The sequence below is a fragment of the Amycolatopsis sp. NPDC051372 genome, from assembly GCF_040682095.1.
In the GTDB taxonomy this organism is placed as follows: Bacteria; Actinomycetota; Actinomycetes; order Mycobacteriales; family Pseudonocardiaceae; genus Amycolatopsis.
In genome coordinates this window covers 276847-301510 of record NZ_JBFBAF010000008.1, presented here as the reverse complement: position 1 = coordinate 301510, position 24664 = coordinate 276847, and the positions used below count along the sequence as shown (strand labels likewise).

Below are 24664 nucleotides of genomic sequence, written 5' to 3'. Positions count from 1 at the left end.
AAGGTCGGCGGCAAGATCGGCACCGGCGCGAAGGTCCCGGTCATCGAGGCGCTGCGCGACATCACTTTGTCCCTGCGCGACGGCGACCGCGTCGGCCCCCGGCCGATCCGACTGCCCCATCCGGAAGCCGGCTCCAAGGCGATCTCGCACGCCCCGGCGAAGCCGGGGCCAACAAACACAGCGAAGGCACCGTCGGCCGCGGCGGAGCCGCAGCCGACGGTGCCGTCGCGATAGCGGCGATCACTTCTTGCACCAACACGTCCAACCCGCACGTGATGGTCGCCGCGGGTCTGCTCGCCCGCAACGCCCGGGCGCGAGGCCTCACCGCCAAGCCGTGGGTGAAGACGAGCCTCGCACCGGGTTCGAAGACCGTCACCGAGTACCTGGCGCGCGCCGGGCTGACCGGGCCGCTCGACGAGCTGGGCTTCCAGCTCGTGGGCTACGGCTGCATGACGTGCATCGGCAACTCCGGCCCGCTGCTGCCCAGTGCCGCCGAAGCGGTGGCCGAGCGCGGCGCCGTGGTGGCGTCGGTGCTGTCGGGCAACCGGAACTTCGACGGCCGCATCAACAACGACGTCTCCCTCAACTACCTCGCCTCTCCCCCGCTCGTCGTCGCCTACGCGCTGGCCGGTTCGGTCAAGCACGACCTGACCAGCGAGCCGCTGGGGGTCGACGCCGACGGCGAGCCTGTGCTGCTCGCGGACCTGTGGCCGGACGACGCCGAGATCGACGAGGTCGTGCGCGCGCACCTCACGCCCGAGCTGTTCCGCGAGGCCTACGCCGACGTGTTCGGCGGCGACGAGCACTGGGCCGGCGTGCCCGAGTCCGACGGCCACCACTTCGCGTGGGAGCCGGACTCGACGTACCTGCGCCGCCCGCCCTTCCTGGACGACGTGACCGAAACCGCCGCCGGACCAACCGATGTGACCGGCGCGCGCACCCTGTTGCTGCTGGGCGACTCCGTGACCACCGACCACATCAGCCCCGCCGGCCGCATCCCCGCGGCGAGCAGCGCCGGGCGTTACCTCACGGCGCTGGGCGAGGCCGATCTCAACACCTACGCCTCGCGCCGCGGCAACTTCGAGGTGATGGTGCGCGGCGGGTTCGCCAACCCGCGGCTGGCCAACCTGCTCGCCCCGGACGCCACCGGTGGCGTCACCCCCGACTTCACCCGCGACGGCGCGCTGGTGCCCATCCACGAGGCTGCCCAGTCCTACGCCGCGGCCGGCGTGCCGTTGATCGTGATCGCCGGCCAGGAGTACGGCACGGGTTCGTCGCGCGACTGGGCGGCGAAGACGACCGCGCTGCTGAAGGTGAAAGCCGTGCTGGCACAGTCGTTCGAGCGGATCCACCGGTCCAACCTCGTCGCGCTCGGCGTGCTACCGCTGCAATTCCTCGACGGCGACAGCGCGGCCTCGCTCGGGCTCGACGGCACGGAGGAGTTCGACCTCGCCGGGATCGCCGACGTCGTCGAGGATCCGGCGCGGCCGCTCACGGTGCGCGTGCGCCCGGCGGACCGGCCGGCGTTCGAGTTCTCCGTGCGCGCCCGGCTCGACACCCCGCGCGAAGCCACCTACTACGCGAACGGCGGGGTGCTGCCGTACGTCCACCGGCTGATCCTGCGAGGTGAGCTTGACTGATCCCGCGCCCGTCGTCGAAACGCTGGTGCTCGGCTACGGCCTCTCGTCGGACCAGGGCAGCATCGGGTTCTGCGGCGTCTACCTCGTGCAGACGCCGCGGCGGCGCATCCTGTTTGACTGCGGTCACGCGGGCCGCCGCCGCGCGCTGCACCGCGCGCTGGCCCGCCACGGGCTCGGCGTGCGCGACGTCGACACGCTGGTGCTCTCCCACGCGCACTACGACCACGTGCAGAACGCCGACCTCTTCACCCACGCCGAGGTGTTCCTGCACCCGGCCGAACGCGACCCCCAGGCTGGTGACCCGTTCACTCCGGTGTGGACGGACGCGATCTTCTCCGGCCTGGCGCTGCACGAAGGCAGCTTCGACGACCCCGACGGCCTCGAACTCGCGCCCGGCGTCACCATCACCGGGTTGCCCGGCCACACCGCGGGTTCGCTCGGCCTCACCGTCGAGACCGCCGACGGCACGGCGCTGCTCACCGGCGACGCCGTCCCCTCCTCCCGCGCCCTGCGGGCCGGCCGCGCCACCACAGCGGCGAACGAGGAAGCGGCCGCCGCGTCGATCGAGCTCGTGCGGACCCGGGCCGACGTGGTGTACCCCGGCCACGACCGGCCGTTCACGATCGAGGCCGGGCTGCCCGGCCGGTACCTGCTCCCACGCGTGGACCTCGAGGTGCTCGCGCCCGACCCGCTGACCGACGACCCGCCCGCGCCGTCTTGAGGCCGGGTCTCCGCCGAAAGGAACCTCCCCAGCATGACCACCGCCACCGGCATCTTCGCCGAGCCGGCTCCGAAGTTCTCCACCGAGAGCCTTCATGCCGTGCTCGGTGAGCACTGGGCGCTCGCCGACCCGGTACTCAAGCCGCTCGACAGCGAACGCGATCTCAACGTGCTCGTCGACGGCCGGTTCGTGCTCAAGATCTCCAACCCCGCCGAGCAGGCCGAAGTCGTGGACATGGAGACCCGCGCGCTGGACCACGTGCACGCGGCGGACCCGGAACTGCCGGTGCCGGAGACGGTCGCGACCACGGCGGGCGAACCCGTCGCGCGCCCGCTCGACGACGCCGGACGCGAATGCCTCGCCCGGCTGATCACGCTGCTGCCCGGTTCACCGCTGGAAGGCGGACCGCTGGATCCCGACCTCGCCGCGCAGGTCGGCGCGGTGGCCGCGCGCGTTTCCGTGGCGCTGCAAGGGTTCTTCCACCGCTGCGCCGGGCGGACACTGATGTGGGACATCCGGCGGATGCCGGAAGTCCTGGCGGCGGCCGGGATCGCGACCGGGCGGCTGGGCGAGCTCGCCGAGCGCGTCGCCCCCGCGCTGGCGGCCACCGCCACGCTCCCGTCGGGTGTGCAGCACGCTGACGTGACCCTCACCAACGTGCTGGCCTCGCGCGCGAGCGTGACCGGCGTGATCGACTTCGGCGACATGCACCACACGGCCGCCGTCGCCGACCTCGCCGTGACGCTGACTTCCGTGGTGCGCCTCAGCGGCGGCGACGCGGACCGCCTGTGGCGTCTCGTCGACGCCGTGCTGCGCGGCTACCAGCGGCACCGCTCGCTGTCGCCGGCGGAGGTGGCGGTGCTGGGCGAGCTGGTGATCGCGCGCCTGCTCACGACACTCGCGGTCTCGGCCACCCGGCGTGGGCCGCACGCGGACAACCACCGCTACATCACCCAGTACGACACCAACAGCGAGCAGGCGCTGGAGCTGCTGTCGGCGTTTTCCGTGCGGGAGCTCGCCGACCGGCTGGCGCGGCTTGCGGGCACGCGGGACCTCACGGCGGCGATCTCGCCGGACAGCCTCCCGGCGCGCCGTGCGCAGGCCATGGGCGGCAAGCTCTCCCCGCTGTTCTACCGGCGACCGCTGGAAATCGTGCGTGGCGAAGGACCGTGGCTCTACGCCCGCGACGGCGCGCGGTACCTCGACGCGTACAACAACGTCGCGGTCATCGGCCACACGCACCCCGCCGTGACGCAGGCGGTGAGCCTGCAGCTGGCCCAGCTCAACACGCATTCGCGCTACCTGCACGCGGGGATCGTCGAGCTCTCCGAGCGCATCCTCGCGACCATGCCGGCACCGCTCGACACGGTCCTGTTCACCACTTCCGGCACCGAGGCCAACGAGCTGGCGTGGCGCCTGGCCACCGAGTACACCGGCGCGGGCGCGGCCGTGATCGCGGAGCACGCCTACCACGGGGCGTCGAAATGGATGGCGGACCTGAGCTCGAACGAGTGGCCCGCGGGGTACCGGCCCGCGCACGTCGCGACGTTCGAAGCACCGCGCGGCCCGGCTCCCGAGCTGACGGAAACCGTTGCCGCCGAACGGATCCGCCGGGCGGACGAAACCCTGCGCGCCGCCGGTGAGCGTCCGGCCCTCGTGCTCGCGGACTCGCAGTTCACCTCCGAAGGCATCCTCGACGTGCCCGGCGAGTTCGTGGCCGGCCTGGTCTCGGGCGCCCACGCGGCGGGCGCGCTGTACCTCGCCGACGAGGTCCAGTCGGGCTACGGCCGCAGCGGCCCGCAGCTGTGGCGCTTCCTGCTCGCCGGCGTGACACCCGACCTCGTGACGCTGGGCAAGCCGATGGGCGCGGGCTACCCGATCGGCGCCGTCGTGACGCGGCGCGAGATCGCCGAGGCGCTCGCGGGCAGCTACGAGTACTTCTCCACCTTCGCCGCGACCCCGGTGGCGGCCGCGGCCGGCCACGCGGTGCTCGACGTCCTCGGCCTCACCGACCTGCCCGCGCGCGCCGCCGCGACGGGCACGTTCCTGCGGGAGGGCCTGCGGGCGCTGGCCGCGGAGGAACCGCTGCTGGGCGAGGTCCGCGGCACCGGGCTGCTCGCGGGTGTCGACGTGCTCGCCTCGGGTGCGTCGACCTCTCGCGAAGTCACGCGCGCGCTCCTCTCGGAGCTGGTCGGGCAAGGCGTGCTCGCCGGGTCCACCGGCCCGCGCGGTGACGTGTTGAAGGTGCGGCCGCCGCTGGTGTGGGAGGACACGCACGTGACCCAGTTCCTGGAGCGGCTGCGGCGCGCACTGGCCGCGCTGCGGGCCTGACAACTGAAACCGGCCGTGGGGTCCGCCGTCGGTGCGGCAGACCCCACGGCCGGGGGCTGGGGGATTACTTGCGAAGCACGCCGCGCGCCGGCGGCAGCGTCGTCGGCCCGGAGTTGACGTTCGTGGCGTGGCCGACAGTCACGCCAGTGTCGTCGAAGGTCAGGTCGAGCCGGTCGACGAACGGCGATTCCAGGAAATGCCACGTCAGGTGCAGCTCGTCGGCCGACCACCACTGCCCGGCGGCGAGGACGGCAGCCGACGGGTCCTGGTAGGAGTGGTGCAGGCGCCACACGCTCACGCCGGTGTCCTGGCGCGCCCAGGTGCCCACGCCGTGGTCGATCGAGTGCCGGCCCAGCTCGTCCTCGACGACGACGTGCACCGAGCCGTCGCGGACCCCGACCGCCAGCGACACGAGACCCTGCTCGTTGGGCTCGAAGTCGTACGTCGCTGTGAACCCGGCCCGCTGGACGGCGGCGCCGACGGTTTCGGGCTCCTGCACGCGGTCCACCCACGCGGCCAGAGCGTCCACTTCGGACTGCTCCCGAGCCGGGCTCTCGAACGCCGTGGTGAACGCGGAACGCAACATCCCCGGCAAATCGTGGTAGCTGCCATCGCCCATGGCGCCGGTGATCACGACGACGCCGTCGTGGCGGGGGAAGACCATGCATTCCTGGCCGAAAATGCCCGAAGCGCTGTAGATCCCCGCCTCGGTGGTCCAGAACTGGTAGCCGTACCCCTCGTCGGCGACGACGTCGGGCGCGGGCGGCACGAGCTCCTTGCCGTTCCACTCCCCGCTGATCGCCCGGCGCACGTGCAGCGCGGAAGCCTTCTGCACCCAGCCGGTCGGCAGCACGCGGGAGCCGTCCCACACGCCGTCCTGCAGGTGCAGCACGCCGAACTTCAACAGGTCGCGCGGGCGCAGCGAAAGCCCGTTGCCGCCGCTGGACACGCCCTCGGGGTCACGTTCCCACGTGTAGTCCGTGATCCCCAGCGGGTCGAACAGCCGTGGCCGCAGGTACTCGTCGACCGGCTGACCCGAAACCTGCTGCACGATCGCCGACAGCACGTGGCTCGTGGTGCTGCTGTAGGTGAAGTTGCGTCCCGGCAGCTCGACCACGGGCTCCTCGAGGAACTCGTCGACCCAGCCCGTGCGCCGCAGGCGTGTGGTGGCGCCCGACAGCCCGCGCGCGTGACCCGTGCACATCGTCAGCAGATCGCGCACGCGCATGCGGCCGAGGTTCTCGCTCGGCTCGCCGGTCAGCCGGTCGGCGAAGAAGCCGACGACGGGGTCGTCGAGGGAGAGCAGGCCTTCGGCCTCGGCGAAACCGACGGCCGCGGACGTGAAGCTCTTCGTGGCCGAGTGCACCTTGTGCCGCAGGCCCGGTTCGTGCGGCCACTGCCACAGGTCCAGCACGGTCCGCCCGTGGCGGTGCACGAGCAGGGAGTGCACGCGCATCCTGCGCTCGGCCATGGTCTGCAGCAGGGTGTGGACCGGGCCCGGGTCCAGCGTCGGCGCCGGATCGTCGAAGGCGTTGCTCATGCTCACCGTTCTCGTGCGGAACTTCTTACAGAATTACAGGACCTGTGAAAGGAACGACTTCAGCCGCGGCGTCTGCGGGTCGGTCAGCAGCTGCCGGGCCGGCCCCTCCTCGGCGATCACGCCGCTGTCCACGAACAGCACGCGGTCGGCGACCTCGCGGGCGAAGTTCATCTCGTGCGTGACCACCATCATCGTCATGCCGGACGACGTCGCGAGGTCGCGCATCACGTCGAGCACGCCCTTGACCAGCTCGGGGTCGAGCGCCGAGGTCGCCTCGTCGAACAGCATGATGTCGGGCTCCATCGCGAGCGAGCGCGCGATCGCCACGCGCTGCTGCTGCCCGCCGGACAGGTGCGAGGGCCGCGCGGACGCCAGCGCCCGCAGGCCCACCTTGTCCAGCTGCTGCATCGCGCGTTCCCGCGCTTCCTCGCGCGACATCTTGCGCACCCGCCGCAGCGCGAGCGCGATGTTGTCCACCGCGCTCTTGTGCTGGAACAGGTTGAAGTGCTGGAACACCATGCCGGTGCGCGAGCGCACGGCGTTGAGGTCCACCTTCGGGTCGGTGATCGTCTGCCCGTGCAGCCGGATCGTGCCCGACGTCGGCGGGGACAGGAGGTTCACGCACCGCAGCAGCGTCGACTTGCCCGACCCCGAGGCGCCGATGAGGCACACGGTCTCGCCGCGCGCGACCGTCGCCGACACGCCCTTGAGCACCTCGACGAGGCCGAAGGACTTGCAGATGTCGACCAGCTCGATCGCGGGGACGTCGGCCTTCGCCTCGTCCTGCGCCTGCGGAGAAGTCGTTACCTGGTTCACCTTCACGCTCCCGCTTCGAATCCGGTGGCACCGACGGGGACCAGCGGCTGCGGCGTCTCGGCCGGGCCGCCACCGCCGCTCGCCGGACGGCGGCCTTCGCGCAGCCGCTTGTCGAACCAGTTCACCAGGTGCGTCAGCGGCACCGTGAACACGATGTAGACCAGGCCCGCGGCCACGAACGACGACGAGTTGTACGAAATGGACTGCGCCTGCTGCGCGATGAAGTACAGCTCGCGCTCACCGACGGCCAGGCCGAGCAGGTACACCAGCGAACTCTCCTTCACGGCCACGATGAACTGGTTCGCCAGCGCCGGCAGCACGTTGCGGATGCCCTGCGGCACCACGACGAGCAGCTGCGTGCTCAGGTGGCTCATCCCGAGGCTGCGGCCGGCCTCGGCCTGGCCGGGCGGCACGCTCTGGATGCCCGAGCGGAAGATCTCCGCGATGTAGGCCGCGTTGATCAGGCCCACCGCGAGGATCGCGTAGCCCATCGGCGACTGGCCGAACAAGCGCACACCCGCCGACGGCAGCCCGATGCCGATGAGGCTCACCGTGACGATGGCCGGCAGGCCCCGGAACACGTCGACGTAGACGCGGGCCGGCATTCGCAGCCACCAGCGCGTGGAGATGAGCAGCATCGCCAGCAGCAGGCCCACCACCAGCCCGAGGACCAGCGCGAGCGACGCGATGATCAACGTGTTGCGCAGGCCCTCCCCGAGCAGCGAGGGCAGCACGGCGAGGATCTGGTGGATGTCGAAAAAGGAATGCAGGAAATCGCCCATGGGACCAGGTGTCCTTACCTCGGTTCGGCCGCGGACCGCTGGAGTGCGCGCGGACCCGGGCTCAGCGGAGTCGGCGACGGTACCGGCCGGCAGTTCGTCTTATAGACTATAACTGTGACGTGGCGCTCACGGTAGCAGATTCGACAAGATAGTCAACGACTGAAGTGCTCACTTCACACGGCTCGCGAGCAGGCCGGCGAAGAAGTCCTGGACCACGGGGATCACCAAGCTGCCTTGGTGCGCCACCCCGGGCACCACGTCGAACCGCACGGAGAGCCCGCTGCGCTCGAAGCTGTCGCGCAGCGTCTCGATGCGCTCGATGCGCGTGCGGCCGGTCTTCTCCACGCCGTCCATCCAGTTCGGACCGCCGGCGTTGTTGATCTCCCACGTCTCCACGTCGGCGGAGCCGACCACCATCTGCACCGGCACGCGGCGCAGGGCCGCGAGGTCGAGCTCGATGCCGAACTTCTCGCGGAAACCCCCGGTGCCGAGCCACCACGGCAGCGAGTCGTCGAGCTGCGTGATGCGGCCCGGCGCGCCGATCGAGATGCCGGCGAGGCGGTCGGGATGGGCGTAGAAGAACCGGTGCGCGAACTGTCCGCCGCCGGAGAAACCGTGCAGGAAGAAGGTTTCGGTCTCGGTGTTGAACTCCTCGCCGACCTCGTCGACGATGTGCAGCAGCTCTTCGTCGAAGCGGATCCCGTCGTACTCCAGGAACTTGAAGCTGTGCAGCTCGCGCCGCTTGCCGATGCCGGCCGGGAACAGCGGCGCGAGGATCACGCACCCGTGACGGGTCGCGAAGTCCGCCCACTGGTTGCGGTAGAGCTCGGCCGAGCGGCCCGTGCCGTGCTGCACCACGACCAGCGGCAACGGCGCGGCGGCGGGTGTGTGGTCCTTCGGCACGAACAGCCCGTAGGACAGGCGCTGGTCGTGGCCGGAGGCGAAGAACGGGGTCGCGCCGACGAAGTGGGCTCCCTGCGAGTCGGGTTCGGTGGTGGCGGTCATGGCAGCCGGGGGCTCCTCGGGGTTCGGGGACGGGCACGAGCGGTGCACTAAGCACGAAGACGATATAGGCTATAGGTTCATTCGAGGACCTGAAGACGCCTTTTGACACTGTGTGATGCGACAACTCCGGGCGAGCGGACCCACGAGGTGGCCTCAACCGTGACGACAGGATGCAGGCCGCAGGCCACAGCCTGCCCACCGAGCGGGAGGGAGACCGATATCCTTGCGGTCCCCCTTTGCCCGCGGAGAGAGATTGTCAGGCCGATGACCCACCCCCGCCCAGCCCTCACGAAAAACGCGTACGTCTACGAGGAGCTGCGCCGGCGCATCCTGGCCGGCGAGCTGATCCAGGGCCAGTCCATCTCCCAGGAGCAGCTCGCTGCGGAGCTCGGCGTGAGCACCACTCCCCTGCGCGAGGCGCTGCGGCGGCTCGATGCCGAAGGGCTCGTGACGATCGACGCGCACCGCGACGCGCGGGTGAGCCGGCTCAACGCCGAGGAAGCCCGCAGCCTCTTCGAGGTCCGCGAACGCCTCGACCCGCTGGCCACCAAGCTCGCCGCCACGCGCCGGACCGACGCCGACATCGCGGCGATCGAGTCGGCACTCAAGGACCTCGAGCCGCTGAGCACGTCCACCGGCTTCGACTCGCTGCTCGTGCACCGCGCGTTCCACCGCAGCGTCTACACGGCCTCGCACAACCCGCTGCTGATGACGCTGCTGGAAGGACTCTGGGACAAGGCCGACCGTTATCGGCTGATCGGCCTGCAGTCCAAACCGGACTCCCCGGCCGACCAGGAACGCGTGCGGCGCGAGCACATCGAGATCGCGGAAGCCGTGATCTCGGGGGACGCCCGCACGGCCGAGCGGACCATGAAGAAGCACGTGCTCGGCAGCCTCGGCCGCCGGGCGATCGCCGCGCTGGAGGCCTGAGCGCGCTCACAGGAGCGCCAGCGGGTTGGCCGGCGAACCCGTCCCGCCCTCGACCACGAGCGGCGCCACCACGAAGAGGAACTCGTGACGACCTTCCTCGGCACACGCGGCGGCCAGTGGTTCGAGCGCGCAGTTGTCCACCACGGCCAGCCCGTAGGCGAAGATCGCGCCGTGCACGGTCCACGGCACTCCCCCGTCGTTCGGGGCGCGGTCGAGCATGTCCCACGCCAGTGCGGCGCAGTCGTGGTCGCGCAGGAACGTCAGGCAGGAGGCGTGCAGGCCAGGCCGGCTCGCCTCGGTGCCCCACGGCGGGTTCTCGCGGTCCCACGCGTCGCGTCCGCAGTGGACGACCACCGCGTCGCCCGGGCCGACGGAGACGCCTTGCGCCTCGGCGATCGCCTCCAACTCGTCGCCGTGCACCGGGCGTTCGAGGGTCACGTACGGCTCGCCGCGGAAGGCCGGCACGTCGAGCAGGACCCCGCGAGTGACGATGCCCTCGCGCCAGTGGTCCACCGAACCCCAGCGGCTGCCGCGCGAGGTGAGCTCGACGTCGGGGTCGCGGCCCTGCCACAAACCGCGCTCGTCCCAGACGTGGCAGAGCGCGTCGACGTGGGTGGAGGCGACACCGTGGTACTCGATGCCGTAGTAGTCGCCCGAGATCCCGCCGGTGCCGCGAGGCGTTTTGGTCGTGTAGTGCGAGGCCGGCCGCGGATTGTCCACGTGCGGGCGGGTCGGGAACGGCCGGCTGAGCGACACCGAGCGGCCCGTGCGCACGAGCTGCGCGGCTTCGGCGCGCTTGGCGGCGGTGATCAGGTTGACGGCGCCGACCTGGTCGTGGACGCCCCAGCGGCCCCAGTTGCTGCGGCCGTGGAGCTGCTCCTCGACCTCGGCGCGGGTCCAGTCACGCGCCACCGCTTCACCTCTTCCGGCTCGCCTCCGAGTGTTGGTATTTTCTAAGCTACAAGTACCAGATTGTCAACCGCGGGAAAGGCGGCGACGAGTGAAGAAGATCGTCCTGTTCGGCGACAGCATGCTGGGCCGGTTCACCAAACCCCGCATCGAACAGCTCGAGGCCGAGGCCGGCGACGTGATCGTCTTCAACTGCGCCGCGGGCGGCTGGAAGAGCGACGACGGGGCGCGCCGCGCGGCCACGATCGCCAGGACCGAGCCCGACGTGGTGGTGTTGTCCTTCGGCGCCAACGACTGCGCGCCCGACCGGCTCGTGGAGCTCGACGCGTACGCCGAGAACATGCGCACGATCGCCGCCGCCTTCGCCCCGGCCACGCTGATCGGGTTCCTGCCGCCCTCGATCGAGGAGATCGACGGTGTCGGCAAGCGCGGGCGCACGAACGCCGTACTCGACACCTACCGGCAGGTGCTGCGCGAGGTCGTCTCGGCCGCGAACTCGGTGGACACCGACGCCGCGGTTGCGCCGCTCGTCGCCGCCGGAGAGCCCGTCCACGAGGACGGTCTGCACCTCACCGGAGACGCCTACCGACTCGTGATCTCGGCACTCGCCGAGCGGATCTCGGCCGTCGGCACCGCCTCCGACCTGCACTGATCTTCCGGGAGACACCGTGCTGAAGCCGGTACTACAGGTCGTTGACGTTCTGAAGTTCTATAGCCTATAGTTCCGCTCCATCGTCAGCGCTCCCGCTTTCTCTCCCCACCTCTCGGTCTGGCGAAGGAGACCCATGAACCGACTTCCCCTGCGGCGCGCGCTCGGTGCGCTCGGCCTCGCCGCACTCACCGCCGCCTCTGTCACCGCGTGCGGCGGCGGCGACTCCGCGGCCGGCGACGACTTCGGTCTCGCCCAGCCCGGCACCATCACGGCGGCGGTCACGGCGGGCGACTACCCGTTCGTCTCCCCCGACGCCAGCGGCAAGCCGGTCGGCATGCTCGTGGACCTGAACAACCTCATCGCCGACCGGATGCACCTCAAGATCGTCTACAAGACGACCACCGTCCAAGCGGGACTGCCCGGCCTCACCAGCGGTCAGTACGACCTGATGTCGGTGGGCCTGGTGGCGAGCGACGAACGCAAGAAGAGCGTGGCGTTCACGAAGGCGATCTTCTGGGGTCAGAACGTGGTCGTGGTCCCGGCGAGCTCGACCGCGAAGTCCATTCCGGACCTGGCCGGCAAGCGCGTGGGCGCCGGCGCGAACAGCACGCAGGAAGACTTCGCGAAGAAGAAGATGACCACGTCGCAGCTCGTGTCCGAGGCCACCGACGGCGCGGGCGTGAACCAACTGCTCGCGGGCAACCTCGACGCGATGGTGCTCGGCTCGACGCACGTCGGGCAGATCTTCACCGAGCACCCGGGCAAGCTCAAGGTCGCGCTGACCTCACCGCAGGACCAGCCCGGCGCCGAGGCGGTCAACAAGAAGCTGACCAAGTTCCTCGACGCCTACAACACCGAGCTCACCGCGCTCGCGAACGACGGCACATTCCTCAAGCTGTACCAGAAGTACTTCCCGAACCTGCCGTACCCGACGCAGATGTACCAGTTCTGGCCGTCGATCCAGCAGCAGATCGAGAAGCAGGGCAAACCGACCCCGTAGCCGGACGGAACTCGGTGCCCCGCCGCGCCTTCCCGTGGCGCGCAGTGGGGAGACAAGGGGTTTCCTGCCCACGCCGGGCAGGAAACCCCTTGTCGTTTCCGGTGTCCGTCACCCGCTCAGCAGGTGACGGACACCTTGGCCCCGGCCTTGAACGACACGTGCACGTGGTCGAAGTGGTTCGCGGTGGGGCTGCCGCGATCCTCCATCGGGTCCCAGCCGCTGCCGGTGTTGATGCGCTGGCGCCAGATCACGTACGTCACGCCGAACTCGCCCTGGTGGGCCAGCACGTATGCGGCGAGCGCGTTGCCGGTCGCGGTGTCGACCATGAAGTCGAGCGCGAGACCGGTGGGGTGGTCACTCGCGCCCGCCCGGCCGGCGCGGCCGCCGACGGAGCCGACCTTGAACTTCGTGAGGATGTGGTTGCCCACCTGGGCCGCATTGGGTTGCGCACCGGCCAAAGTGGACGAACACGCCTTGCCGGCGGACAAGGTCTTCGCCGCGGGCGGCAGCTTCGGCTTGGTCTTGGCGACCGGTTTCGTCGTCGTCGGCTTCGGGACCGCGGCCGACATACTGGGAACCGATGTGCTCGGGGTCGTACTGGGGGTCGTCTGGGTCGGGCTGCTCGGCGTCGTGCTGCTCGGCGTGGGGGCGCCGGACAGCGGAGCGCTCGAAGCGGGCCGCGGAGCACTGAGGGCGAGGCGGTCGGCGGCCGAGACCTGCCCACCGCCCGGGATAGCGCCCGTCAGCCACACGAGGGCCGCCATCCCGAGGGCGGCGAACACGCCGACCCCGACTGGCAGCCGCCACGACAGCGACCGGTAGCGATGTCTTCCGGACATCCTGGTGCACCATTTTCTTCGCTCGGGGAACGCGCGCCGCGTTCGGGGGATACGGCGCACGCAAAGCGGCCTCGACATTACGAATCGGACACGGGAATGTCACCGTCGAGTGATTGTCCGCACAGATCAACACCGATCGATGCAGGTCAGCCGTGATATCGACTTTCCGGCTACCCGCCATTGACACGGCCTCGACAGCCATTTCGCACGGCCGTGATCACGATGCGGGAGCCCGTCGTCGCGCATTCCGTCGAAGCGTTTTCCATGATCACCGCTGCGCGACCGAGCAGGGCCGACGAGGCTTCGGAACCGATACCGAAGGGTGGACCCGGTTGACGAACCGCCGTTTTGGATCCAAACTCTCGGGGATTCCCGACCCGACGCATGGAGGCGGCATGACGTTCTCGTTCCTCAGTCACCTGGAGTGTTCGCGGACCGGAGACCGGTACGAGGCGGACCAGGTGGCCGGCACGTCGGCCGCGGGAGCGCCGCTGCTCGCGCGGTACGACCTGGAGCGGGTGCGGGAAACGGTGACGCGCGAGGACATCGCGGCGCGCGAGCCCAGTCTCTGGCGCTACCACGAGGTGCTGCCGGTGCGTTCGCGCGACAACATCGTGAGCCTGGGCGAAGGCCTGACTCCCCTGCTGCCGCTGCCGAACCAGGGCAAGCAGTCCGGCGTGCCGAAGCTGCTCATGAAGGACGAGGGCCTCGTGCCCACCGGGTCGTTCAAGGCCCGCGGCGCCGCGGTGGGCGTGTCCCGCGCGGCCGAGCTCGGCGTGCGCGGCGTCGCGATGCCGACCAACGGCAACGCCGGTGCGGCCTGGGCGCTCTATGCCGCTCGCGCCGGGATGGACAGCCTCATCGCGATGCCCGACGACGCCCCCGCCATCACGATGAAGGAGTGCCTCGCCGCCGGCGCCGAGCTGTACCGCGTGGACGGCCTGATCGGCGACGCGGGCAAGCTCGTCGGCGCCGCCGTGGCCGAACGCCAGGGCTACCAGGACGTGTCGACCCTCAAGGAGCCCTACCGGCTCGAGGGCAAGAAGACGATGGGCTACGAGATCGTCGAGCAGCTTGACTGGCGCGTGCCCGACGTGATCCTCTACCCGACCGGTGGCGGCGTCGGCATCATCGGCATCTACAAGGCACTGCTGGAGATGCGGGAGCTGGGCTGGATCTCCGGCGACCTGCCGCGCCTGGTCGCCGTGCAGGCCACCGGCTGCGCGCCGATCGTCGAGGCTTTCAAGTCCGGCGCCACGGAAAGCGTCCTGTTCCCCGACGCGCACACCGTCGCCTTCGGCATCACCGTGCCGAAGGCGCTGGGCGACTTCCTCGTGCTGGACGCCGTCCGGGCCACCGAGGGCACCGCGATCGCGGTGACCGACGACGAACTGCTGGCCGCCCAACGGCGGCTGGCCGCACTCGAGGGCGCTTTCATCTGCCCCGAGGGCGCAGCCTGCTTCGCGGCGCTGGACCAGCTGCGCGAATCCGGCTGGGTGAGCGAGGACGACGAGGTCGTGGTCCTCAACACCGGAGCCGGCATCAAGTACCCCGAGACCGTGGAGGTCGACGCGCCGCTGCTGGCGAAGACCGACGCGATCCCCGCACGGGGTGCGTTGCGGGCGCGTTGACCCTGCTCGCAGGCCTTCGCCAGCACGATTGGATCTGATCTGACGTCCCCGCCTCAGCAGCCGATCTGACAGGACCGAGCCCATGAACCGACGACGTTTCCGTGCGGCGCTCCTCCTGGCCACTGCCCTCGCTCTCGGTGCCGCCTCGTGCGGCATCCAGCCGGCGAGCGCGGGCCGTGGCCCCGGCACGATCACGATCGACACCGCCAACTACCCGTCCACACTGGACCCCGGCAAGCAGTACGACACCGACACGTACTCGGTGTACCGCAACATCTTCGACCAGCTGCTGCGCCGGAATCCCAAGACGAACGCGGTCGTGCCCTGGCTCGCCACGAAGTGGCGGCAGACCGACCCGCTCACCTGGCGCTTCACCATGCGCCCAGGCGTGACCTTCAGCGACGGCAGCCCGCTCACCGCCGAAGACGCGGCGTACTCCATCAGCCGGATCCTGGACAAGAAGTTCGGCAGCCAGCAGTACGCGAACTTCTCCGTCATCGACAAGGCCACGGCCGACGGCGGCGACCTCGTGGTGCACACTTCGGTGCCCTCCCCCACACTGCTGAGCTACCTGACCACGCTTTCGGTGGTGCCGAAGGCCTACGTGCAGCGCGTCGGGGACAAGCAGTTCGCCGTGAAGCCGATCGGGTCCGGCCCGTTCGTGCTCCGGTCGGCGACGGCCGGGTCCGAGGTCGTGCTCACGGCCAACCCGAAATGGTGGGGCCCGCCCACGCAGATCCGCACGGCCGTGTTCCGCGCGGTGCCCAACGTGGCCAGCCGTGTGGCCGACCTGCAGTCGCGCAAGGTCGACCTGGCGACCACGCTCACGCCGGACGCCGCGGACCAGATCCGCCGCGACCCGACGCTGGCGATCCTGTCCACGCCCACCGAGCGCGTGGCCTACCTCGCGTACAACACGATCAAGGGCGGGGCCACCGACGATCCCCGCGTGCGCAAGGCCATCGCCGAGGCGATCGACTACGACGCGCTGATCAAGAACCTCCAGCGCGGTTACGCCAAGCCGATCAACTCCATGGCCACGCCGCTGGCGTTCGGCTACGACAAGTCATTGCCGGACAACCACCACGATCCCGAGGACGCCAAACGCCTCCTGCAGGAAGCGCACGCGGTCGGCGCGAAGCTGGTGATGGCGACCTCGCCGTCGTTCGACCCGCAGGTGGTGCAGGCGATCCAGGGCGACCTCGCTGCCGTGGGGCTGCAGGTGGAGATCCAGAACAGCGACCAGGCCACGTACCTGAAGAAGGTGCAGGACCCGTCGCACGAATGGGGCTCGATCCGCTTCGGCAAGTGGTCGTGCTCGTGCCTCGACTCCGACGGCGTGATCTACCCGTTGTTCCACACCGGCGAGATCTGGAGCTCCTACAGCAACCCCGACTTCGACAAGATCGTGGAGCAGGCGCGCGAGACGATCGACTCCGCGCAGCGGACCAAGCTGTACTCGCAGGCGTTCGAGTTGCTCAACCGCGACCTGCCGGGCATCGGCCTGTTCCAGGCGTACGCGGTGTACGGCGCGAACTCGCGTCTGCAGTGGACACCCGACGCGTCGGAAAGCCTGTTCCTCGACCAGATGAAGGTGAGCTGACATGACGGCGATCGCAGTGTCGGCCCGCCGGAGGCGGACGAGGAGCCTGCCGGCCACCCCGCGCTACGTCGCGGGCCGGCTGGGCCAGGCCGTGCTCGCGTTGTTCGGCGTGACCACCATCGTGTTCTTCGCGCTGCGCCTCTCCGGCGATCCGGCGCGGCTGCTCGTGCCCGAGGGCGCCACGGCGGCCGACATCGAGCGGGTGCGCGAGCAGCTCGGCCTGAGCGATTCCCTGTGGCACCAGTACCTTTCGTTCCTCGGCAACGCGGTGCGCGGCGACCTCGGGTACTCCTACGTGCAGAACCGGCCGGCGACGGCGCTGATCGCCGAGCGGCTGCCCTACACCGCGAACCTCGCGGTGGCCGCGCTGATCCTGTCGGTGGTGTTCGGCGTGGTCATCGGGGTCGTCACGGCACTCAAGCGCGGCCGCTGGCAGGAACGCGTGCTCATGCCGATCGTCCTCATCGGACAGGCAATGCCCGCGTTCTGGACCGGGCTGCTGCTCGTGCTCGTGTTCTCAGTGGCGCTGCGCTGGCTGCCTTCCACCGGGTACGACGGACCGCTTTCCCTGCTGCTGCCCGCCGTCACGCTCGCCTCGCTGTCGGCGGCCGCGATCGCGCGGGTGACACGGGGCGCGGTACTCGAACAGCTGTCGCAGGACTACGTGCGCACCGCGCGGGCCAAGGGCGCGAGCACCACGCGCCTGGTGCTGCGCCACCTCGCGCGCAACAGCGCGATCCCGGTGCTCACGGTCGCCGCGCTGGAGCTGGCCAACCTGCTCGGCGGCGCGGTGGTGACCGAGGTGATCTTCGCGTGGCCGGGCATCGGCCAGCTGACGATCCAGTCGGTGTCGGCGCGTGACTTCCCGGTGGTGCAGGCGATCGTGCTGTTCGCCTCGGCGGTGTACATCGTGATCAACCTGCTCACCGACCTGCTCTACGGCGTGATCGACCGGCGCGTCGCCACCGGTGCCAACGGAGGTGCGGCGTGAAGCGGCGAGCGATCGTCATTCCCCTGGTCGTGCTGGCGATCTACGTGCTGGTCGCGGTCTTCGCGCCGGGGCTGGCGCCGTTCGACCCGGACAAGGTCACGCTCGCGCAGCGGCTGCTGCCCCCGGGCGCGCACCACTGGCTCGGCACCGACGCGCTCGGGCGTGACGTGGCATCCCGCGTCATCTACGGCACACAGGTCTCGCTGCTCGTGGCGATCGGCGCCGTCGTGGCGGGTGGCGTCGTCGGTATCGCGCTCGGCGTGCTCGCGGCCTGGCGCGGCGGCTGGCTCGGCGCGGTGATCATGCGCGTGGTCGACATCGTGCTGTCGGTTCCGTTCTTCCTGCTGGCGATCCTCGTGGTGGCGGTGCTCGGGCCGAGCCTGCTCAACGTGGTGGTGTGCCTGGCGCTCGTGCGCTGGCCGCGCTACGCCCGCGTCGCCCACTCCGCGACGCTGCAGGCCCGCGGCCGCGGGTTCGTCCGCGCGGCCACGGCGACGGGTGCGCCCGCGTGGTGGATCGTGCTGCGGCACGTGCTGCCCGAGGTGCTGCCGGTGTCCATTGTGGTCGCCACGCTGGAACTGGGGCTGATGGTGATCTACGAGGCCTCGCTGTCGTTCCTGGGCCTCGGCGTGCAGCCACCCACCGCGTCGTGGGGCTCGATCCTCTCCGACGGCCAGCAGTACATCGCGTCCGCGTGGTGGCTGGCGACTTTCCCGGGCATCGCGTTGTTCCTGCTCGTGCTGGCCGTGAACCTGCTGGGCGACGCGGCCCGCGACCGACTGGACCCGGCGAAACGCGCCGAGCTTCCGCGCCCGCGGCTCCTTCGACGGATGGCGAGGCAGACCGCATGAGCCCCGACTACCGAGGCGAGTTCACCGGCAAGCGCGTGGTCATCACGGGCGCGGCCGGACTGATCGGCACGTGGACGGCCGAGGCGTTCCACGCCGAAGGCGCCGAGTTGGTGTTGTCCGACAACCGGCCCGAGCCGGTGCAGGAGTTGGCCGACCGGCTCGGCGCACATGCGGCGGTCGCCGACCTGACCACCGGCGCGGGTGTCGACGAGCTGATCGCGGCGATCGACGAGCGCTGGCCGACGGCCGACATCCTCGTCAACAACGCCGGCATCTACCCGCGTACGCCCGTGGCGACGACCGAGCGCGAGACGGTGGAGACGATCTTCGCGATCAACGTGCTGGCGCCCTACCAGCTGGCGCGGCACGTGATCGCGACGATGACCGCCACCGGCACGCAGGGCTGCATCGTCAACCTGTCGTCCGGCGCGGCGAAACGCCCGACCCGCACCGGCGGCGTCTACTCCGCGAGCAAAGCGGCGCTGGAGATGCTCACCCGGTCGCTCGCCCTCGAAACGGGCGAGGCCGGGATCCGCGTCAACAGTGTCGGCCCCGGGTTCGCGCCCGGCAGTGAGGTCAGCGAACTGCCGGAGGAGCACGTCGCCAAGATGCGCCGGGCGATCCCGCTCGGGCGCACATCCGGGCCCGGCGACGCGCCGTCGGCGATCCTCTGGCTGTGCTCCAGCGCGGCGTCGTTCGTCACCGGCACCACGCTCGACGTCGACGGCGGCCGCACCGCCGGCGACTTCACCCCCTCCGGAGGCACGTCGTGACCTACCCCTGGCCCGGCGGCGCCCGCGCGGCCGTGTGCTTCACGCTCGACTTCGACGGCGAGTCACCGCACCTGTGGCGCACCCGCGAAAACCCGCCCGTCTCCGTGGGTGAGCTGGAGCAGCGGCGCTACGGGCCGCGGCGCGGGATCCACAACCTGCTGTCCATGATGGACAATCTGCACCTGCGCGCGACGGTCTTCGTCCCCGGCTGGATCGCCGACCGCTACCCGAAACAGGTGGCGGAGGTCCACGCCCGCGGGCACGAGCTGGCGCTGCACGGCTGGTGCCACGAAGCGCCGACGGGCCTGACCCGCGACGACCTGCTCCGCACGCTGGCCCGCGCGGCGGACACGCTCACCGCGATCACCGGCGAACGGCCGGTCGGCTACCGCTCCCCCAGCTGGGACATGACCACGGACGTCTTCGGAGTCCTGCACGAGCTCGGCCTGACCTACGACAGTTCGCTGATGGGCGACGACCGGCCCTACCTCGTCGACGGTCTCGTGGAGGTCCCCGTCGACTGGGCCACCGACGACGCGCCCTACTACCGCTACGTCGGCGGGGATCCCCGGCCGCCCACGACCACGCCCGAGGTGCTGGCCGGCTGGGCCGCCGAGATCGCGGCGGCGAAGAAGCTCGGCTCGCTGTGCATGATCACCGTCCATCCGTGGCTGTCGGGCCGTCCCGCCCGTGTAGCCACGCTGGAAGCGCTGCTCGCCTCCGTCGTCGCCGACGGCGAGCTGGCCACACCCACCGCCGGTGAACTCGCCACGCACCACCGCGAGCACGCCACCGGATACGAAGTCCCCCTCGAAGAGTTGGGCAGGCCCGGTCATGACTGAGCTGCTGGAAGTACAGGACCTGAAGGTCTCCTTCGGTGCCGGGCGTGAAGCCGTGCGCGGGGTCGACCTCACCGTCGGCCGCGGCGAAACCCTCGCCGTGGTCGGGGAATCCGGATGCGGCAAGAGCCTCACCGCGCTGTCGCTGCTCGGCCTCGAACCCACCGCCGCGCGGGTGACGGGGTCGGCGACGCTGGCCGGCACGGAGCTCATCGGCCGCGGCGAACGCGAGCTGCGGCGCCTGCGCGGCACCCGCGCGGCGATGATCTTCCAGGACCCGATGAGCTCGCTGAACCCGACCACCCGCATCGGCACGCAGATCGCCGAGGTGCTGGCCATCCACACGCCGATGCGGCGCTCGGCCCGGCTGCGCCACGCGGTGGAGCTCATGGAGTCCGTGGGCATCACCGACGCCGCGGCGCGGGCGCGGCAGATGCCGCACGAGCTGTCCGGCGGCATGCGCCAGCGCGTGATGATCTCGATCGCGCTGGCCGGCAGTCCCGAACTGCTCATCGCGGACGAGCCCACCACGGCGCTCGACGTGACCGTGCAGGCCCAGGTCCTCGCGCTGCTGCGGGAACGCACGCGGGACACGGCACTGCTGTTCATCACGCACGACATGGGCGTGGTCGCGGAGATCGCCGACCGCGTCGCGGTGATGTACGCGGGGAAGGTCGTGGAGACCGGCACCGTGCGCGAAGTCCTCGAAGCCCCGCGCCACCCCTACACCGCGGCGCTGCTGCGCTCGGTGCCCGATCCCGACCGCCCGGCGGCCGGGGAACTGCCCACCATCCCCGGGCAGGTCCCCGCCGTCGGCGCGGTGCTCGAAGGCTGCCCGTTCCGCCCGCGCTGCGAACACGCCGACGACCTGTGCCGCATCGCGCCCGTTCTCGAAGACGGGGTCGCCTGCTTCCACCCGCACACCGGATCCCGCATGGAGGTGGCGTGATGACGGATCTCGTCGTCGCGGAAGGACTCGTCAAGCGCTACCCGGTTCGCGGCGGCACGGTCGCGGCCGTCGACGGCGTCGGTCTGAGCATCGAACGCGGCACCACGCTGGCGCTCGTCGGCGAGTCCGGCTGCGGGAAGTCGACCACCGGGCGGCTGCTGCTCGCGCTGGAACGGCCCGACGAGGGCAGCGTCGAGGTCGCCGGGCAGGCCGTGCACTCGATCGGCAAGAAGCAGCTGCGCGAGCTGAGGCGCACGATGCAGCCGGTGTTCCAGGACCCGTACGACTCGCTCAACGGCCGCATGACCGTGGGCCAGATCGTCGCGGAACCCTTGCGCGTGCACCACTTCCGCGGTGACCTCGACGCGCGGGTGCGGGAGCTGCTCGAAGCCGTGACGCTCGCGCCGGAGCTCGCACAGCGGTATCCGCACGAGCTCTCGGGCGGGCAGCGCCAGCGCGTGGCGATCGCGCGGGCCATCGCGCTCGACCCGGAGTTCCTCGTGTGCGACGAGCCGGTGTCCGCTTTGGACGTTTCCGTGCAGGCACAGGTGGTGAACCTGTTGCGGCGCCTGCAGGACGAGCGCGGCATCACCTACCTGTTCATCAGCCACGACCTCGCACTGGTGCGCCACCTCGCCCACCGCGTGGCCGTGATGTACCTCGGCCGGATCGTGGAGGAGGGCGAGACCGAGGAGCTGTTCGCCGACCCGCGCCACCCGTACACGCAGCTGCTGCTCGCCGCCGCGCCCCGGCCACGCGTGCGTGACCACGACCGGCAGGAACCGGTGGAGCAGTTCGGCGAGGCCACGAGTGCGCTGGCGCGCTCGAGCGGCTGCTCGTTCGCCCCGCGCTGCCCGCTGGCCACGGACCGCTGCCGCACCGAGGATCCCGCGCTGCGGCCCCTCGCGGACACGCGCGCCGCGGCGTGCCACTACGCCGAGACCGCGCGGGTCGGGGCCGCATGATCACTCGCGACGAGTACGGAATTCCCTCGGTGGTGGCGGAAACCGAGGACCAGGCGTGGTTCGAGCTCGGCCTCGCCGCCGCCGAGGATCGGCTGTGGCAGCTGGAGTACGACCGCCGCCGCGCCCGCGGGCGCTGGGCCGAGGTCGTGGGCGAGCCGGCCGTGGCCGCCGACCGGCTCGCGCGCCGGCTGCGCCTCGCCGACGCCGCCGACCGCGACCTGGCGGCCATGGACGCCGCCACGCTCGCGACGTTCGAGCACTACGCGGCGGGCGTCAACGCCCACGTCGCCGAGCACGGCACGGGCGTCGAGCACGAACGCGGCGGCATCGGCTGGGAACCGTGGACGCCACGGGACTCGCTGCTGATGTTCAAGATCCGCCACGTGCTGATGGGCGTGTGGCAGTACAAGATCGCCCGCGCCGTGCTGCGCGCGACGGCCGGCGCCGAGGTGGCCGCGAAGCTGGACCCGCGGCCGTTGCCGGGCATGCGCGTGACGGTGCCGCCGCTAGGCCGGGTCGGCGAGGCCCGCGCGAAGCTGTTCGAGCAGGCGCGCGCCGACGTCGAGGCGGCGTCCGAGCACCTCGGGTTCCTGAGCGAGTCCGAGGGCGGGTCCAACGCGTGGGTGCTCGGCGGCAGCCGCACCGCGAGCGGGAAACCGTTGCTGGTCAACGACTCCCACCGCGCGCTCGACGTGCCGAACACCTACTGGCAGGCCCACGTGCGCTGCCCGGGGTTCACAGTGTCCGGGGCGACGTTCCCCGGGCTCCCGGGCTTCCCGCACTTCGGCCACAACGGCCGCGTCGGCTGGGCGATCACCAACGCCGCTGCCGACGCGCAGGACCTCTACGTGGAGCACTTCCGCGGTGAGCAGGTGCGCACGGCCGACGGCTGGGCGGACGCGTCCGTGCGCGACGAGGTCATCCACGTACGCGACGGCGAGGACCGCGTCGAACGCTGCTGGCTGACCCCGAACGGTCCCGTCGTGCACGGCGATCCGGCGAGCGGCGCGGCCCTGTCGCTGCGCTGGACGGCCACCGACGGCGCGTGCGAGCAGTTCGGCGTGCTGCGCCGGATGCTGCTCGCCCCCGACGTACCCACGCTGCTCGACGCTCAGGACGGCTGGGTCGACCCGGTCAACAACCTCCTGGCCGCCGACAACAACGGACCTGTCGGACACGTCGGCTACCTGCTGCGCGGGCAGCTCCCGGCGCGCGACAACCACGCCGCGACGCAGGTGCCGGTGCCCGGCTGGGAGTCGGCGCACCGCTGGCGCGGCCGCGTGCCGTTCGGCGAGATGCCGCGGACCGAGGACCCGCCGGAAGACCTCATCGTCACGTCGAACAACACGGTCACCGCCGCCACGCACCCGGTCATCTCCCACGCCGTCAACGATTCCTACCGCTCCGAGCGCATCCACGAGCTGGCCGCCGCGGCCGGCCCCGCGACCGCCGACGACATGCGCGCGTGGCAGGGCGACACGACGTCGGTCGCGGCCCGGCGCTGGGCAGAGCTGCTCGACGGGCGCGGCCGGTACGGTGCTTTTTCCGGAGACGCGGAGCTCGCCCGCGCCGTGATCGTGGCCGGGCGGGGCGACCTCGGGCCCGGCGAGGCCACGGGGCTCGTGCACGCGTGCTTCCGCCGCGAGATCGCCGCGCGCGTGCTGGACGCCGAGATCGGTGCGGACACGCGGGCGTGGCTGATGAAGTGCGGGCTGCCGGGCATGCCGGTGGTTCTGCGACGCTGGTTCGCGAGCCTGACCTGGCCGCGCGAGGGCGAGTGGCCCGCCGAGCGGCTCGGCGACGACCTGCTGGCCGACGCGCTCGCCGCGGCCTGGCGCCGCGTGGCGGAAACGGGCCCGCGGCCGTGGGGCGAGGTGCACCGGACCGCGGCGAAGCACCCACTGCACCCCGTCGTCGGCTCGGAGTTCGACCCGCCGGCCATCGGCATCGGCGGCGACAACGAGACGATCCAGAACGGCGCTTACGGCTGGACCCCTGGTGGGCGGTTCGACATCACCAACCTGTCGGTCTACCGCCAGGTGCTCGATCTGGCCGATCTCGACGCCTCCGGCTGGGTGATTCCGGGCGGAGCGTCCGGCTCGCCCGGTTCGCGGCACTATTCTGACCAGCTGACCTCGTGGCAGCACCACGAGCTCGTCCCGATGCACCCGCCCGGAACCACAGCAACCGCAGCCACGATCGAGGAGCCGCGACCCGGTGACTGACCAGCCCCCAGAACCGGCCAGCCTGGTCCGCACCGCGTACCGGGCGATCCGCGAGGCCGTGCTGGAGCGGCAGCTGCTGCCCGGCGAGCGGGTGACCGTGCGGCCGCTGACCGAGCGGCTCGGCATCTCGCCGACGCCGGTCAAGGCCGCGCTGGCGATCCTCGAACGCGAGGGGTTCCTCGTGGCTCGCCGGCACTCGGGGTACTTCGTCGCCGAGCTGACCGTCGCGGACATGCGCGACATCTACGAGCTGCGCTCCGCTGTCGACACGCTCGCCGCGCGGGACATCGCCCGCACGCAGCCGGCGGAGCTGCTCGCCCGGCTGGGCGAGCTCGTCGAGGGCCAGCAGGCGGCCCTGGCCTCCGGCGACGTGCCGCGCTACGCCGAGCTCGACCGCGAGTTCCACGGCCTGATCTGGCAGGGCTCGGCCAACCGCCGCCTGCTGGCCATCGCCGACCTGCTCGGCGCGCAGCTGCAGCTGGGCCAGAACGTGACGATCACCGTCGCGGGCCGCCCCGAGGCCAGCCTCGACGAGCACGGGGAGATCCTGGACGCGCTGCGCTCCGGCGACACGGCGGCCGCGGAACAGGCGACGCGCCGGCACGTCGCCCAGGTCATCCGGGCGTTGGAGTCGGCACTGCCGGAATGACAACTGCCGTCGTAACGACACAC

General features: G+C 71.1%; 22 protein-coding genes and 1 pseudogene. 17 read left to right on the top strand and 6 right to left on the bottom strand.

The window, feature by feature from the left end; genetic code table 11:
- The 4 genes and pseudogenes from AB0M56_RS15370 to AB0M56_RS15355 all read left to right on the top strand — a co-directional run.
- Positions 1-96, top strand: a pseudogene (locus AB0M56_RS15370) (ABC transporter ATP-binding protein); the annotation flags it as partial.
- Between the two features lie 134 nt (positions 97-230).
- A complete protein-coding gene (locus AB0M56_RS15365) occupies positions 231-1640 on the top strand; it encodes an aconitase family protein (RefSeq protein WP_364175727.1) in 1410 nt (469 codons plus the stop codon).
- Positions 1633-2361 (top strand): MBL fold metallo-hydrolase, encoded by a 729-nt coding sequence (locus AB0M56_RS15360; RefSeq protein WP_364175708.1) that lies wholly within the window; start codon positions 1633-1635, stop codon positions 2359-2361. Before AB0M56_RS15365 ends, AB0M56_RS15360 begins: the two co-directional genes overlap by 8 nt.
- 33 nt (positions 2362-2394) lie before the next feature.
- Entirely contained in the window at positions 2395-4692 is a 2298-nt protein-coding gene (locus AB0M56_RS15355) for an aminotransferase class III-fold pyridoxal phosphate-dependent enzyme (RefSeq protein ID WP_364175705.1), read from the top strand.
- Between the two features lie 64 nt (positions 4693-4756).
- Here AB0M56_RS15355 and AB0M56_RS15350 read toward each other — a convergent pair whose 3' ends face one another.
- The 4 genes from AB0M56_RS15350 to AB0M56_RS15335 form a co-directional block, all read right to left on the bottom strand.
- The gene (locus AB0M56_RS15350) at positions 4757-6232 is read right to left on the bottom strand and encodes a serine hydrolase (protein WP_364175703.1); all 1476 of its coding nucleotides are present in this window, start codon (positions 6230-6232) and stop codon (positions 4757-4759) included.
- 33 nt (positions 6233-6265) lie between these two features.
- Positions 6266-7048: an amino acid ABC transporter ATP-binding protein gene (locus AB0M56_RS15345; protein WP_304504295.1), complete on the bottom strand. Its 783-nt coding sequence runs from the start codon at positions 7046-7048 to the stop codon at positions 6266-6268.
- Positions 7049-7050: 2 nt separating this feature from the next.
- Positions 7051-7830, bottom strand: a complete 780-nt coding sequence (locus AB0M56_RS15340) for an amino acid ABC transporter permease (protein ID WP_364175700.1) — start codon at positions 7828-7830, stop codon at positions 7051-7053.
- Positions 7831-7998: 168 nt separating this feature from the next.
- Positions 7999-8835 (bottom strand): alpha/beta hydrolase, encoded by an 837-nt coding sequence (locus AB0M56_RS15335; protein ID WP_364175697.1) that lies wholly within the window; start codon positions 8833-8835, stop codon positions 7999-8001.
- 264 nt (positions 8836-9099) lie between these two features.
- Between AB0M56_RS15335 and AB0M56_RS15330 the strand changes: the two genes are divergently transcribed.
- A complete protein-coding gene (locus tag AB0M56_RS15330; protein WP_364175695.1) occupies positions 9100-9765 on the top strand; it encodes a GntR family transcriptional regulator in 666 nt (221 codons plus the stop codon).
- A gap of 6 nt (positions 9766-9771) precedes the next feature.
- On the opposite strand, the gene AB0M56_RS15325 is transcribed toward AB0M56_RS15330, so the two are convergent.
- On the bottom strand, positions 9772-10677 hold the full coding sequence (locus AB0M56_RS15325; protein WP_364175692.1) for a cyclase family protein: 906 nt from the start codon (positions 10675-10677) through the stop codon (positions 9772-9774).
- Between the two features lie 88 nt (positions 10678-10765).
- Here AB0M56_RS15325 and AB0M56_RS15320 point away from each other — a divergent pair, with 88 nt between their 5' ends.
- Positions 10766-11326 (top strand): GDSL-type esterase/lipase family protein, encoded by a 561-nt coding sequence (locus AB0M56_RS15320; RefSeq protein ID WP_364175689.1) that lies wholly within the window; start codon positions 10766-10768, stop codon positions 11324-11326.
- Positions 11327-11459: 133 nt separating this feature from the next.
- Positions 11460-12326, top strand: a complete 867-nt coding sequence (locus tag AB0M56_RS15315) for an ABC transporter substrate-binding protein (RefSeq protein ID WP_364175686.1) — start codon at positions 11460-11462, stop codon at positions 12324-12326.
- Between the two features lie 116 nt (positions 12327-12442).
- On the opposite strand, the gene AB0M56_RS15310 is transcribed toward AB0M56_RS15315, so the two are convergent.
- Entirely contained in the window at positions 12443-13165 is a 723-nt protein-coding gene (locus AB0M56_RS15310; RefSeq protein WP_364175683.1) for a hypothetical protein, read from the bottom strand.
- A gap of 395 nt (positions 13166-13560) precedes the next feature.
- On the opposite strand from AB0M56_RS15310, the gene AB0M56_RS15305 reads away from it, so the two are divergent.
- The 10 genes from AB0M56_RS15305 to AB0M56_RS15260 all read left to right on the top strand — a co-directional run bounded on the left by AB0M56_RS15305 (position 13561) and on the right by AB0M56_RS15260 (position 24641).
- Positions 13561-14796 carry a threonine synthase gene (locus tag AB0M56_RS15305; protein ID WP_364175681.1) on the top strand — a complete coding sequence of 412 codons (1236 nt, stop codon included), beginning with the start codon at positions 13561-13563 and terminating at the stop codon, positions 14794-14796.
- A gap of 82 nt (positions 14797-14878) precedes the next feature.
- Positions 14879-16399 (top strand): ABC transporter substrate-binding protein, encoded by a 1521-nt coding sequence (locus tag AB0M56_RS15300; RefSeq protein ID WP_364175679.1) that lies wholly within the window; start codon positions 14879-14881, stop codon positions 16397-16399.
- Between the two features lies 1 nt (position 16400).
- Complete coding sequence (locus tag AB0M56_RS15295) at positions 16401-17390, top strand: ABC transporter permease (protein ID WP_364175676.1); 990 nt, start codon at positions 16401-16403, stop codon at positions 17388-17390.
- Positions 17387-18241: an ABC transporter permease gene (locus AB0M56_RS15290; protein ID WP_364175673.1), complete on the top strand. Its 855-nt coding sequence runs from the start codon at positions 17387-17389 to the stop codon at positions 18239-18241. The genes AB0M56_RS15295 and AB0M56_RS15290 overlap by 4 nt, the downstream gene beginning before the upstream one ends.
- Positions 18238-19014 (top strand): SDR family oxidoreductase, encoded by a 777-nt coding sequence (locus AB0M56_RS15285; protein ID WP_364175671.1) that lies wholly within the window; start codon positions 18238-18240, stop codon positions 19012-19014. Before AB0M56_RS15290 ends, AB0M56_RS15285 begins: the two co-directional genes overlap by 4 nt.
- The gene (locus tag AB0M56_RS15280) at positions 19011-19856 is read left to right on the top strand and encodes a polysaccharide deacetylase family protein (RefSeq protein ID WP_364175668.1); all 846 of its coding nucleotides are present in this window, start codon (positions 19011-19013) and stop codon (positions 19854-19856) included. Before AB0M56_RS15285 ends, AB0M56_RS15280 begins: the two co-directional genes overlap by 4 nt.
- Positions 19849-20802 carry an ABC transporter ATP-binding protein gene (locus tag AB0M56_RS15275; protein WP_364175665.1) on the top strand — a complete coding sequence of 318 codons (954 nt, stop codon included), beginning with the start codon at positions 19849-19851 and terminating at the stop codon, positions 20800-20802. Before AB0M56_RS15280 ends, AB0M56_RS15275 begins: the two co-directional genes overlap by 8 nt.
- Positions 20802-21767 carry an oligopeptide/dipeptide ABC transporter ATP-binding protein gene (locus tag AB0M56_RS15270; RefSeq protein ID WP_364175663.1) on the top strand — a complete coding sequence of 322 codons (966 nt, stop codon included), beginning with the start codon at positions 20802-20804 and terminating at the stop codon, positions 21765-21767. Before AB0M56_RS15275 ends, AB0M56_RS15270 begins: the two co-directional genes overlap by 1 nt.
- A complete protein-coding gene (locus tag AB0M56_RS15265; RefSeq protein ID WP_364175661.1) occupies positions 21764-23992 on the top strand; it encodes a penicillin acylase family protein in 2229 nt (742 codons plus the stop codon). The genes AB0M56_RS15270 and AB0M56_RS15265 overlap by 4 nt, the downstream gene beginning before the upstream one ends.
- Complete coding sequence (locus AB0M56_RS15260) at positions 23985-24641, top strand: GntR family transcriptional regulator (protein WP_364175658.1); 657 nt, start codon at positions 23985-23987, stop codon at positions 24639-24641. Before AB0M56_RS15265 ends, AB0M56_RS15260 begins: the two co-directional genes overlap by 8 nt.
- Positions 24642-24664: the final 23 nt, after the last annotated feature.